Here is a 12,492-nt window from a genome sequence, read left to right as displayed (position 1 = left end):
TCGACCCGTTGGTGACGTGAGGTTTTAACTCCGCCGTGCCCAACGGGAGACGTATGGGAATCCTCTCACGCGCGTCTTACGTCGTCCGCTCGAAGCTCAACGCCCTCCTCAACCGCGCGGAGGATCCGACGGAGACGCTCGATTACTCCTACGAACAGATGCGCGACGAACTCCAGGACGTAAAGCAGGGCATCGCCGACCTGACGACCCAGAAGAAGCGCCTGGAGATCCAGAAGCGACGCCTCGAAGAGAACGTCGAGAAGCACAACGAGCAGGCCAGAGAGGCCGTCCGGCAGGACCGCGACGACCTCGCGCGGCAGGCCTTAGAGAAGAAGCAGGCGAAGATGAACCAGATCGAGGAACTGGAGGGTCAGATCGCCGACCTCCAGTCGACGCAGGACGACCTCGTCGAGAAGAAGAACGAACTGCAGAACCGCATCGAGGAGTTCCGGACGAAGAAGGAGACGATGAAGGCGCGTTACGAGGCCGCCGAGGCCTCCTCGCGGGTCTCGGAGGCGATGACCGGCGTCGGCGACGAGATGAACGACGTCTCCCGCGCCATCGAACGCGCCGAGGAGCGGACCGACGAGATGGAGGCCCGCTCGGAGGCGATGGACGAACTCGTCGACACCGGCGCGTTCGAGGACGCGATGTCCGACAAGGACAGCATCGACCGCGAACTCGAATCCGGCCGGACGAACGCTGAGGTCGACTCCGAACTGGAGACGCTGAAGGCCGAGATGGGCGGCGGGGCCGAGGAGTCCGACGGAGCCGAAGCGGCGTCGGCGGCCGAAGGCGAGAGCGACTCCGCGGCCGACACCGAGGGCGATTCCGCGGCCGACGTCGACGTCTCCGACGCCGAGGTCGAAGCCGAACTCGAAGAGCTGAAAGACGACGAGAACTGACGCCTCCTCGAGGCGTCGACCGACGAGTCGGTCCGAGCGGTCCGCGGATCCGCTCGAACTCGCACTCGCGAACGTGGCATCCCGGAATGAGACATGAGCGAGGACACGCCGGAGAACGACGAACCGGACGACACGATGCGTCGACGGGCCGACGAGAACCGGCTGAAGCTGTGGGTGCTGCTGGAGGCGAACCGCTGGGTCGTCGCCGCGGCACTCCTCGCGGTCTTCGCTCTCGGGACCGTCGTCGCCGCGACGCTCCTCCCGAACCGGGTCGTCGTCGAAGTGGGCGACCCGGTCGAGACCCTGTTTCAGGCGCTTCTGACCGCGACGGTCACGGGCGTCACGCTCGTCGTCTCGATCAACTCGCTCGTGCTCTCACAGGAACTCGGGCCGCTCGGAGACCAGCGCGAGCGGATGGAGGGCGCGATGTCGTTCCGGCGGGACGTCGAGGACGAACTCGGGATCGACGTCGCACCGGCGACGCCGGCGACGTTCCTCCGCGAACTGATCGGTGCCGCGGGAGACCGGGCGCGAGCGCTCTCTGAGGCCGCCGAGAGCGCGGCCGGAGCCCGTCCCGAGGTCGACCGCGTGACGGAGTTCGCCGACGAACTCCGTCGCAACGCCGCCTCGACCGAATCGGCCCTCGCGGACGCGCAGTTCGGCACCTTCGACGTGCTGTCGGCGGCGCTGAACTTCAACTACTCGTGGAAGATCTACGAGGCCCGGCGCTTGCGGGCGGCGTTCGAAGACGAGGGGGCTCCGAGCCACGGCCCCGACGCGGTCGGAGGAGACGCGCGGGGCGACTCCGCGTCCGAGCGAGAGCTGGCCGACGTGCTCGACGACGTGGTGGCCGTGCTGACGCTTTTCGGCCCCGCGAGAGAGCACGTCAAGACGCTGTATTTCCAGTGGGAGCTCGTCGACCTTTCTCGGGCGATGCTGTACAGCGCCGTCCCGGCGCTCGTCGTCGCGACGAACGTGTTGCTCTTTCACGGAGTGCTCGCGACCCTCTCGTCGACGACGCTCGGCGTGGCGCACTACGTCTGGATCGTCGCGCTCGCGATGGCCGCCGCGCTCGCCCCGTTCGCGATCCTCCTCTCGTTCGTCCTGCGGATCGGCACGGTCGCGAAGCGGACGCTCTCGATCGGCCCGCTGATCCTGCGGACGACGAGCGGGGAGGGTCGCGATCGGAGAGACGGGAGGGAGTGAGCGCCGATCCCGAGCCGACAGTATCAGTAGCCGTCGGCCGCGATAGACAGTCGATGACCGAGACGATCGACGCCGTCCGAGCGGCACTCGATCCCGAGCGACGCGCGGCGTTCGAGCGACGCGTCGAGCGCGAGGCGGAGTCGCTGCGGGAGGACGTCGCCGCCGGGCTGTTCGACGCCCCCGACTTCGCGGTCGGCCTCGAACTCGAGGGCTACGTCGTCGACGGGGACGGGAGCCTCGCGGCCGCGCCCGAACGCCTCTTCGAGATCGACGGCTGTAGCCGCGAACTCGGCGTTCACAACGCCGAACTCCACACCGGCCCCGACGTGGTCTGTGACGCCGGACTCCGCCGGCAGTTCGACGAACTGGACGACGTCCACGGGGCCGTCCAGCGGACCCTCGGGGAGTCCGATCGGCGGTTCGTCCTCGACGCGATGTGGACGGTGCCGCCCGCGGAGGGGACCGTTCGGTACCTCGAACGCGGCGCGGAGTCCGACGGGGTCTTTCTCGCGGACAACATGCGACCCGTGCCGAGGTACGTCGCGCTCGACGGGAAGATCCGCGAGGCCAACGGCGGTCGGACCGACCTCGACCTCCCCGGCCTGGAGACGGCGAAGTCGATGCTCGTCGAGTCGCTGGCGACGTCGATGCAGCCGCACCTCCAGATTCCGGACCCCGACGACGTACCGCGCTTTGTGAACGCCGCGACGCGGACGATGGGCCCGGTCCTCTCGCTCACCGCGAACTCGCCGTTCCTCCCCGCGGACCTGTACGACGAGTGGGCCGAAGAGGAGGGCGCGGCGTCGGTCCTCGAACGGACGCCGCACGAACTCCGGATTCCGATCTTCGAGCGCTCGGTGGACGAGGGTTCGAACAAGTGTCGGGTGCCGCGCGACGTCGACACGATCGCGGAGTTGATCGACCGGATCGCGTCGGACCCGACGCTCGTCGCCCCGCCGGACCTCGACGATCCGGTCGAGAGCGGCGATCCCGCCGGCAAGGGAGACGTCGGGAGCGAGGCCTACCCCGCCTTCGGCGCGAAGCGGGGGACGTACTGGCGGTGGGTCCGCCCGGTCTTCGGCGGCGACGTCCCGCGCGGGGCCGACGGCGGGCCGTCGGCCGGGGCCGACGAGGGGTCGATCCGGATCGAGTACCGCCCGCTCCCGACGCAGCCGACGCTGCGGGACACCGTCGGCGTGCAGGCGCTCGTCGTCGGCGTCCTCGTCGGCGTCGACGCCACCGACCACCCGCTCGCGACGCTGCCGTGGGAGGACGCCCGCGAGTCGTTCTACGCGGCGGTCGACGACGGCCCCGCGGCCGACCTCCGGTGGGTCACCCGCGACGGCGAGCAAACGGCGGCGACCGGGCGGATCTACGACGAGCTGTTCGCGCTGGCGCGGCGCGGCCTCGACGAACTCGGCGTCGGCGCCGAGACGGTCGAGTGGGCGCTCGGCCCGATCGAGGCGCGCCGCGAAGCCGCGCGGACCGCGCCGAGCGCCTGGAAGCGCGCGAGGGTTCGCGACGCCGTCGCCGACGGCGCGTCGGTGTCGGCGGCGATCCGCGAGATGCAGGCGGACTACGTCGGGCGGTCCGCGAGCGGCGTGCCGTTCGCGCGGTGGTGAGCGGCCGACGGGCGTCGGATGACACATCGGCGGTCGAGCGGTCCGCGGCCGTTCACTCGCCGTCGCCGACGACGTCGTCGAGGCGGTCGAGGTACGCCTCCCGCGGGATCTGATACGCCGCCCGGTAGTCGACCTCGCCGTCGGCGAAGCGCCCGGCTAGGTCGTTCGCGCCCGCGACGGCGGCCTCGCGGCTCTCGTACGATTCGACGACGGCCTCGACCTCGGGTTCGAGCGTGAGCGCGACGTGCCAGGTGTCGGTCGCGATCTGTGAGGCCCCCGGTCGCCGCGCCCGAGAGCGGTTCGAGACCAGTATCGTCGGGATGCACTCGGCGGGCAGGTCGTTGGCCTCGTTGAACGCGTCCGGGCGGTAGACCAAGATCCGCCGGCCGTGCGGCTCGTCGTTCCAGAGCGTCCACCCCGCCGGCGGCTCGTCCTCGGACGGGTCGCCCCCGACCGCGCCGTCCGGGTCGTCGTCGCTCATCGCGCCGCGTTCGCCCCCGGTATTCCCCGCCGGAGGGGTCTCGCCTCGCCGGAGTCGCCGTCCGGGTATCCGATCATACCCTCCCTTCGTTCGTCCTCCTACAAATACCGTCGGCCGACGGTGAGCCCCCGCCGAGTGATCGGAATCGACCCCCCGGCTACCGGGACCGTAATCGAAGGAAGGCTTATGTGTGTTGATCACTCACATACGTTCAGTCTCGGTCAACCGGATCGAGCGACCGCCCGCACACGCACCGTCAGCCGCAATCGACGTTCTGTCGCCCCGTCGCCGTCTCGTCGCCGTCGCCCCGTGATGTCTCGTTGCGCGTGTGCGCATTGGTATGTGGAGACATACCAAGTGACGGCGCGAACGACCCGCTCGCCGTGCCCCGTCCGCCGAACGGCCGCCGGGGCCTGTCGCTCCCCGAGACGGACAAACAATGAACGGTGACAGAGAAACCCTCGAAACCCTGAGCCGGCAGTACAAGGACTCGGTGCCAGAAGACCTCCGCGAAGCCAAGCGCTTCGAGTGGTACCTCGACGCCGTGTACGAGGACCCGCGGATCGCGCGCAACGCCCACCAGCGGGTGGCGGACATGTTCGACCACTACGGCACCGACTACGACGAGGACGCCGGCGTCGTCGAGTACCGAATGGCCGCCGAGGACCCGCTCCACGACGGCGAGAACACTTTTTACGGACGGGAGGTCCACGAGTCGATCCACGAGTTCGTGAACAAGGTGAAATCGGGTGCGCGGGGACTCGGCCCCCAGAAGCGTATCAAACTCCTTCTCGGCCCGGTCGGCTCCGGGAAGTCGCACTTCGACTGGATGGTGCGACGCTACTTCGAGGACTACACGGCGACAGACGCGGGGCGGATGTACACCTTCCGGTGGACGAACCTCTGCGACGTCGTCCGCGATCAGGACCCCGAGGACGACGTCGTCACCTCGCCGATGAACCAGGACCCGCTCGTCCTGCTGCCGCAGCCGCAGCGCGACGGGGTCATCGAACGGCTCAACGAGCGCCTCGACGCCCCCTACACCATCCGGAACGACCAGACGCTCGATCCGGCCTCGGAGTTCTACCTCGACAAGCTGCTGGCCCACTACGACGACGACTTGCGGAAAGTCCTGGAGAACCACGTCGAGATCGTCCGCCTCGTCGCCTCGGAGAACAAGCGCCAGTGCGTCGAGACGTTCGAGCCGAAGGACAAGAAGAACCAGGACGAGACGGAGTTGACCGGCGACGTCAACTACTCGAAACTCGCGGTCTACGGCGAGTCCGACCCGCGCGCCTTCGACTACTCCGGCGCGTTCTGTAACGCGAACCGCGGGCTCTTCTCCGGCGAGGAGCTCTTGAAGCTCCAGCGGGAGTTCCTCTACGACTTCCTGCACGCCTCCCAAGAGCAGACGATCAAACCGAAGAACAACCCCAGAATCGACATCGACCAGGTGATCGTCGGGCGGACGAACATGCCCGAGTACAGAGAGAAGAAAGGCGACGAGAAGATGGAGGCGTTCAACGACCGGACGAAGCGGATCGACTTCCCGTACGTGTTGGAGTACGACGAGGAGGCCGAAATTTATCGGAAGATGCTCCGGAACGCCGACGTGCCGGATATGCACATCGAGCCGCACGCCCTGGAGATGGCGGGGCTGTTCGGCGTCCTGACGCGGCTCACCGAGCCCGACGGGTCGGTCTCGCTCGTGCAGAAGGCGAAGGCGTACAACGGAGAGATAGACGACGGCGACGACGTCGACGTCAGAAAGCTCAGAGAGAACGGCGAGGAGAAGGCCGACATCGGCGAGGGGATGGACGGCGTCTCCGCGCGGTTCATCGGCGACGAGATCGCCGAGGCGATCATGGACTCGACGCACCGCGGCCGGTCGTACCTCTCGCCGCTGTCGGTGTTCTCGCACTTCGAGGCCAACTTGGAGAACCACGGCTCGATCCCCGAGGACAACCTCGACCGGTACCACCGCTACCTCGAACTCGTCCGCGAGGAGTACAAAGACCGGGCCATCGAGGACGTCCGCCACGCCCTCGCCTACGACGTCGACGAGATCAGACGGCAGGGCGAGAAGTACATGGACCACGTGATGGCGTACATCGACGACGCCACCGTCGAGGACGAACTCACCGGGCGCGAGCAGGACCCCGACGAGACGTTCCTCCGATCCGTCGAGGAGAAGCTGGAGATCCCCGAGGACAGAAAGGACGACTTCCGCCAAGAGGTCTCGAACTGGGTCTCCCGGCGCGCCCGCGACGGCACCTCCTTCGACCCGCAGGACAACGACCGCCTCCGCCGCGCCTTAGAGCGGAAGCTCTGGGAGGACAAGAAGCACAACATCAACTTCTCGGCGCTGGTCAGCGCGAACGAACTCGACGACGACGAGCGCAGCGCGTGGATCGACGCGCTGATCGAACAGGGGTACTCCCCGGAGGGCGCGCGCGAGGTGCTGGAGTTCGCCGGCGCGGAGGTGGCCAAGAGCGAACTCGAGGAGTGAGTATGACCGCCAAACACACCCACGGCTCCGACTCCGACCCGGCGCGCGACTACGTCGAGCGCGCGGACGAGCACCTCAGAGGCACCTACGAGGAGCCGATGAGCCTCGACGCCTACGTAGAGGCCGCTTTCGAGCGGCCGTCGATCGCCGCGCACGCCTCGAAGTACCTGCTGGACGCGATCGAGTCGATGGGCACGCGGACGGTGCTGGAGGAGGGCGAGACCAGACAGCGGTACCGCTTCTTCGACGATCCGGCGAACGACGGCGAACACGCCGTCCTCGGGAACACGGAGGTGCTGAACGGCTTCGTCGACGATCTCCGGACCATCGCCGCCGAGCGGGGGAAATCCGAGAAGATCCTCTGGTTCGACGGCCCCACCGCCACCGGGAAGTCCGAACTGAAGCGCTGTCTGATCAACGGGCTGCGGGCGTACTCGAGGACGGAGGAGGGTCGCCGGTACACCGTCGAGTGGAACGTCGCGAGCGCCAGCGACACCCGCGGGCTCTCCTACGGCGGCGAGACGAGCGGCGCGGAGCGCGAGACCGACTGGTACGAGAGCCCGGTGCAGTCGCACCCGCTCTCGGTCTTTCCGGCCGACGTCCGGGGGGAGTTGCTGGCGGCGCTGAACGACCAGTCCGACGATCACGTGCCCATCGCGGTCGACACGGAACTCGACCCGTTCTGCCGCGAGGCGTACGACCACCTGGAGGAGAAGTACCGCAGGGACGGGACGCGCGACCTCTTTTCGGCGGTCACCGACCCCACCCACCTGCGCGTGAAGAACTACGTCGTCGACGTCGGACGGGGGATCGGCGTCCTCCACTCCGAGGACGACGGCTCCCCCAAAGAGCGGCTCGTGGGGTCGTGGATGCCGGGGATGCTCCGCGAACTCGACTCGCGAGGGCGGAAGAACCCGCAGGCGTTCAGCTACGACGGCGTGCTCTCGCAGGGCAACGGGCTCCTCACGATCGTCGAGGACGCCGCCCAGCACGCGGACCTGCTGCAGAAGCTCCTGAACGTCCCCGACGAGGGCCACGTCAAGCTCGACAAGGGCACCGGGATGGACGTCGACACCCAGCTGCTCATCATCTCGAACCCGGACCTCGACGCCGAGCTCGACAAGTACGCGGACCGGAACGGCCGCGACCCGCTGAAGGCGCTGAAACGCCGGCTCGACAAACACGAGTTCCGGTATCTCACAAACCTCTCTCTGGAGGCGGAGCTGATCCGCCGCGAACTCACCGACGAGACGGCGGTCTGGGACGTCGACGAGGAGGAGGAACTGCGCGAACGGGTCCGCGCCCCGCTCCTCGTCGACGTGCAGAGCGGCGCCGGAGCGGTCCGCTCGAAGGAGCTCGCGCCGCACGCGATCGAGGCCGCGGCGATGTACAGCGTGCTCACCCGTCTCGACGGCGAGGACGTCCCCGCCGGCTACGACCTCGTCGACAAGGCGCTGCTGTTCGACTACGGCTACGTCCGTGAGGACGACGGCCGGACGGGCGTCGAGGAGTTCGCCTTCGACGGCGAGAGCGAGGGGATCCACGGCATCCCGGTCACGTTCACCCGCGACGTCATCGCGGACCTGTTACACGAGGACACCGACCGGTGGCACCCCGACCTCGACGTCGAGCGGGTCGTCCTCCCCGAGGACGTCCTCGACGCGATGGCCCAGGGGTTACACGACGCGCCGGTCTTCTCGCGCTCCGAGCGCGCGGAGTACGAGGGGCGGGTCGCGATGGCCAAGGAGTACGTCCTCGACAGGCAGGAGGAGGACGTCCTCGCGGCGCTGCTCGCGGAGCACTCGGTCGAACGCGAGACCGTCGCCGAGTACGTCGAGCACGTCTACGCGTGGGACGGCGACGAGCAGGTCGAGACGATCCACGGCTCGATCGACCCGGACCCGCTGCGGATGAAGCTCTTCGAGACCGAACAGCTGGGCCGGTTCGACGAGGACGACTACCTCGGCAACCAGCCCACGGAGACGGTAAAGCGGTTCCGCCGCGAGAAGATCATCACCGCGCTGAACCGCTACGCGTGGCAGAACCGCGACGAGGAGTTCGCCGTCGACGACGTCGACCTCTCGGAGATCCCGGTGATCAGATCGGTGCTGGACACGAACGAGTGGGCCGACGTCCGTCGGCTCTACGAGGACTTCGACCCCGCGCAGTGGGAGGACCCGCCGGAGAACACGGAGACGGCGCGGCTGAAGGCACAGACCGTCGAGGAACTGATCGACCGCGGCTACACGCCGGCGTCGGCGGAGCTGACGAGCCGCGCCGTGATGCGGGAGGTGCGTCACCGATGGGACTGAGAGAGGACCTCGAACGGTTCCGTGAGGTCGGCGAGGAGCGCCGCGAGGACCTCGAATCGTTCATCCGCTACGGCGACCTCAGCGGATCCGAGTCCGACCAGATCCAGATCCCGATCAAGGTCGTCGACCTCCCCGAGTTCCAGTACGACAGGCTCGACCGCGGCGGGGTCGGCCAGGGCGACGGCGGCACGCCGGACGTCGGACAGCCGGTCGGCCAGCCGCAGCCCGGCGACGGCGACGGGGACGACGAGGGCGAAGAGGGCGAGCCCGGCGAGGAGGGCGGCGAACACGGCTACTACGAGATGGACCCCGAGGAGTTCGCCGAGGAACTCGACGAGGAGCTCGGCTTGGACCTCGAACCCAAGGGCAAGGAGGTGATCGAGGAGGTCCAGGGCGACTTCACCGACGTCACGCGGACGGGCCCGAACAGCACGCTCGACTTCGAGCGGCTGTTCAAACAGGGCTTAAAACGGAAGCTCGCGACCGACTTCGACGAGGAGTTCGTCCGCGAGGCGATGAAGGTCGACGGCGAGACGCCGCAGTCGGTCTTCCAGTGGTGTCGCGAGCGGAACATCCTCGTCTCCCTCGCCTGGATCGAGTCCGAGTGGGACGAGATCGAAGACGAAGAACGCGGGACGTGGGGCTCCTTCGCGGAGATGGAGTCGAACGTCGAGCGGACCACGGCGGTCCAGCGGATCCGGCGGAAGGGGCTCAAGGAAGTGCCGTTCCGCCGCGACGACGAGCGGTACCGCCACCCCGAGATCGAGGAGAAGAAGCAGAAGAACGTCGTCGTCGTGAACATCCGCGACGTCTCGGGGTCGATGCGCGAGACCAAGCGCGAACTCGTCGAGCGGACGTTCACGCCGCTGGATTGGTACCTCCAGGGGAAGTACGACAACGCCGAGTTCGTCTACATCGCCCACGACGCCGACGCCTGGGAGGTCGACCGCGAGGAGTTCTTCGGCATCCGCTCGGGCGGCGGCACGCGCATCTCCAGCGCGTACGAACTGGCGAAGGAGGTGTTGGAGGCCGCGTACCCCTGGGCGGAGTGGAACCGCTACGTCTTCGCCGCCGGCGACTCCGAGAACTCCTCGAACGACACCACCGAGAAGGTGATCCCGCTGATGCGCGAGATCCCCGCGAACCGACACGCGTACGTGGAGACCCAGCCCGGCGGCACGGCGATCAACGCGACGCACGCCGAGGAGGTCGAAGACGCCTTCTCCGACGACGAAAGCGTCGTCGTGGCGCGGGTCAGCGGCCCCGAGGACGTCACCGACGCGATCTACGAGATCCTCCAGCCGGCGTCGTCGAAGGTATCGACGGCGTCACCGGCGGGGTCGTCCTGACTGCCGATGAACCACACCAACAACAGACCATGACAACCAGACCGCGACGTTTCAGACGGGCGGCGCGCGAGGAGGCCGATCGGCTCGAAGAGCCGGTGCGGGAGGCCGCCGCGCTCGCCCGGAAACTCGGACTCGACCCCTACCCGGTGAACTACTGGGTGGTCGACCACGACGAGATGAACCAGCTCATCGCCTACGGCGGCTTCCAGACCCGGTACCCGCACTGGCGCTGGGGGATGACCTACGACCGCCAGCGCAAGCAGGACCAGTTCGGGATGGGCAAGGCCTTCGAGATCGTCAACAACGACGACCCGAGCCACGCCTTCCTGCAGGAGTCGAACTCCCTGGCCGACCAGAAGGCCGTGATCACCCACGTCGAGGCGCACGCGGACTTCTTCCGCAACAACGAGTGGTTTTCCAGGTTCTCCGGCGACGGCGACCTCGACGCCGCCGCGATGCTCGAACGCCACGCCGAGACGATCCAGCGGTACGTCGAGGACTCCGAGATCGACCGCGAGGACGTCGAGCGCTTCGTCGACGCCGTCACCTGCTTGGAGGACACGATCGACCAGCACCGGCCGCTGACCGCCGACCGCGACGGGGAGCGGAGCCGGCCGGAGGACCTCAGAGAGCGACTCGACGAGATGGACTTCTCGCCCGCAGTCAGCGGCGCGGTCTTCGACGACGAGTGGCTCGACGAACTCGCGGAGGCGGAGGCCGCCGCGGCGGACCTCGACCGGCCGCGGGCGGACGTCCTCGGGTTCCTCCTCGAACGGGGGACCGTCTACGACGAGGAGACCGGCGAGGCCGTCGAGATGGAGCCCTGGCAGACCGACGTCCTCGAACTCCTCCGCCGGGAGGCGTACTACTTCGCGCCGCAGAAGATGACGAAGACGATGAACGAGGGCTGGGCGGCCTACTGGGAGTCGCAGATGATGGGCGAGGAGCGCTTCGCCGGCACCGACGAGTTCCTCACCTACGCCGACCACCAGGCCCGCGTGCTGGGCTCGCCCGGGCTCAACCCGTACAAGCTTGGGAAAGAACTCTGGGAGTACGTCGAGAACGCGGCCAACCGGCGGGAAGTCGCGGAGAGGCTCCTCCGCGTCGAGGGGATCACCTGGCGGAACTTCCACGACGCCGTCGACTTCGAGGCGGTCCAGTCCCTCCTCGAACCGCACCCGGCGATCGACCGCATCAGGCCGGACACCCTGGAGGATCTCGCGGCCCTCCCCGAGGACGACCCCCGCGTGGACTGGGAGACGCTCGATCGGGCGCTGTCGGACCCCGACGCCGTCGACGTCGAGCGCTATCCGTGGAAGGTCCTCACCTACGAGGGGCTGGCCGAGCGACACTTCTCGCTCGTGAAACCGCAGAACCGGGGGTTCCTCCGGCGCGTCAGGCGCTCGGAGCTCGAAGAGCTCTCCAGATACATGTTCGACGACGCGAGGTACGGCAGCGTCGAGGCGGCCCTCGCCGAGGTCGAGAAGACCGCCGGGTGGAACCGGATGTACGAGGTCCGCGAGAGTCACAACGACGTGACGTTCCTCGACGCGTTCCTCTCCCCGGAGTTCGTCGAGTCGAACGACTACTTCACGTACGAGTACACCCGCTCGACGGGGGACTTCCGCGTCGCCTCGACGGACCCCGACGACGTGAAGAAGAAGCTGCTCCTGCAGTTCACCAACTTCGGGAAGCCGACGATCGCCGTCTTCGACGACAACTTCCGGAACCGCGGGGAGTTGCTTCTCGGACACCGATACAACGGGATTATGCTCGACCTCGACGAGGCGCGCGACGTCCTCGAACGCGTCCACGAACTGTGGGGCCGGCCGGTCAACCTGATGACGATCCGCAAGGAGTACGACGACCACGACGTCGAGATCGCGCGTCGGCGCAACCGCGAGCCGGAGCCCACCGAAGTCGGGGTGCGGATCCGCTACGACGGCGAGGGGTTCGACGAGTTCGAACTCGACCCCGACCTGCAAGAGCGGATCGCCGCGGACGACATCGACTACGACACGAAGCCCGACGAGTGGCTGTCGTAGCCGGCGTCTCTCCGCCGTTGACCGGACGGACGAAGCCGTTCGTCGATCGGGACGGTCAGTCGG

Annotated in this window: 8 protein-coding genes; 7 read left to right on the top strand and 1 reads right to left on the bottom strand. The window is 68.0% G+C overall.

The genetic code is table 11. The features are described 5' to 3' along the window. The first annotated feature begins 53 nt into the window (after positions 1 to 53). The 3 genes from DV707_RS04940 to DV707_RS04930 all read left to right on the top strand — a co-directional run bounded on the left by DV707_RS04940 (position 54) and on the right by DV707_RS04930 (position 3,733). A complete protein-coding gene (locus tag DV707_RS04940; RefSeq protein WP_103990329.1) occupies positions 54 to 905 on the top strand; it encodes a PspA/IM30 family protein in 852 nt (283 codons plus the stop codon). A gap of 93 nt (positions 906 to 998) precedes the next feature. Continuing rightward, the gene (locus tag DV707_RS04935; RefSeq protein ID WP_103990330.1) at positions 999 to 2,111 is read left to right on the top strand and encodes a hypothetical protein; all 1,113 of its coding nucleotides are present in this window, start codon (positions 999 to 1,001) and stop codon (positions 2,109 to 2,111) included. A gap of 53 nt (positions 2,112 to 2,164) precedes the next feature. Further along, positions 2,165 to 3,733, top strand: coding sequence for a hypothetical protein (locus DV707_RS04930; protein ID WP_103990331.1), 1,569 nt, complete (start codon positions 2,165 to 2,167; stop codon positions 3,731 to 3,733). 52 nt (positions 3,734 to 3,785) lie between these two features. Here the strand turns inward: DV707_RS04930 and DV707_RS04925 are convergent, their stop codons facing one another. Then, complete coding sequence (locus tag DV707_RS04925) at positions 3,786 to 4,214, bottom strand: DUF5820 family protein (RefSeq protein WP_103990332.1); 429 nt, start codon at positions 4,212 to 4,214, stop codon at positions 3,786 to 3,788. Positions 4,215 to 4,653: 439 nt separating this feature from the next. Here DV707_RS04925 and DV707_RS04920 point away from each other — a divergent pair, with 439 nt between their 5' ends. From DV707_RS04920 to DV707_RS04905, 4 genes are read left to right on the top strand one after another with little or no spacing between them, the layout of a single operon-like run. Continuing rightward, on the top strand, positions 4,654 to 6,723 hold the full coding sequence (locus DV707_RS04920; RefSeq protein ID WP_103990333.1) for a PrkA family serine protein kinase: 2,070 nt from the start codon (positions 4,654 to 4,656) through the stop codon (positions 6,721 to 6,723). 2 nt (positions 6,724 to 6,725) lie between these two features. Beyond that, the gene (locus tag DV707_RS04915) at positions 6,726 to 9,035 is read left to right on the top strand and encodes a PrkA family serine protein kinase (protein ID WP_103990334.1); all 2,310 of its coding nucleotides are present in this window, start codon (positions 6,726 to 6,728) and stop codon (positions 9,033 to 9,035) included. Beyond that, the gene (locus tag DV707_RS04910) at positions 9,026 to 10,384 is read left to right on the top strand and encodes a YeaH/YhbH family protein (protein ID WP_103990335.1); all 1,359 of its coding nucleotides are present in this window, start codon (positions 9,026 to 9,028) and stop codon (positions 10,382 to 10,384) included. Before DV707_RS04915 ends, DV707_RS04910 begins: the two co-directional genes overlap by 10 nt. A 29-nt stretch (positions 10,385 to 10,413) precedes the next feature. Continuing rightward, the gene (locus tag DV707_RS04905) at positions 10,414 to 12,429 is read left to right on the top strand and encodes a SpoVR family protein (protein WP_103990336.1); all 2,016 of its coding nucleotides are present in this window, start codon (positions 10,414 to 10,416) and stop codon (positions 12,427 to 12,429) included. Positions 12,430 to 12,492 lie beyond the last annotated feature (63 nt).

The organism is Halobellus limi (genome assembly GCF_004799685.1).
Taxonomy (GTDB): Archaea; Halobacteriota; Halobacteria; order Halobacteriales; family Haloferacaceae; genus Haloquadratum; species Haloquadratum limi.
Note: the sequence above shows the minus strand (reverse complement) of the source record. Positions and strands in the feature narration are given on the sequence as shown.

Bases quoted from the DNA above. Each gene is read 5' to 3' on its own strand.
- DV707_RS04930 (WP_103990331.1), top strand. From the start codon at position 2,165: ATGACCGAGACGATCGACGCCGTCCGAGCGGCACTCGATCCCGAGCGA.
- DV707_RS04940 (WP_103990329.1), top strand. From the start codon at position 54: ATGGGAATCCTCTCACGCGCGTCTTACGTCGTCCGCTCGAAGCTCAAC.
- DV707_RS04935 (WP_103990330.1), top strand. From the start codon at position 999: ATGAGCGAGGACACGCCGGAGAACGACGAACCGGACGACACGATGCGT.
- DV707_RS04910 (WP_103990335.1), top strand. From the start codon at position 9,026: ATGGGACTGAGAGAGGACCTCGAACGGTTCCGTGAGGTCGGCGAGGAG.
- DV707_RS04915 (WP_103990334.1), top strand. From the start codon at position 6,726: ATGACCGCCAAACACACCCACGGCTCCGACTCCGACCCGGCGCGCGAC.
- DV707_RS04920 (WP_103990333.1), top strand. From the start codon at position 4,654: ATGAACGGTGACAGAGAAACCCTCGAAACCCTGAGCCGGCAGTACAAG.
- DV707_RS04925 (WP_103990332.1), bottom strand. From the start codon at position 4,214: ATGAGCGACGACGACCCGGACGGCGCGGTCGGGGGCGACCCGTCCGAG.
- DV707_RS04905 (WP_103990336.1), top strand. From the start codon at position 10,414: ATGACAACCAGACCGCGACGTTTCAGACGGGCGGCGCGCGAGGAGGCC.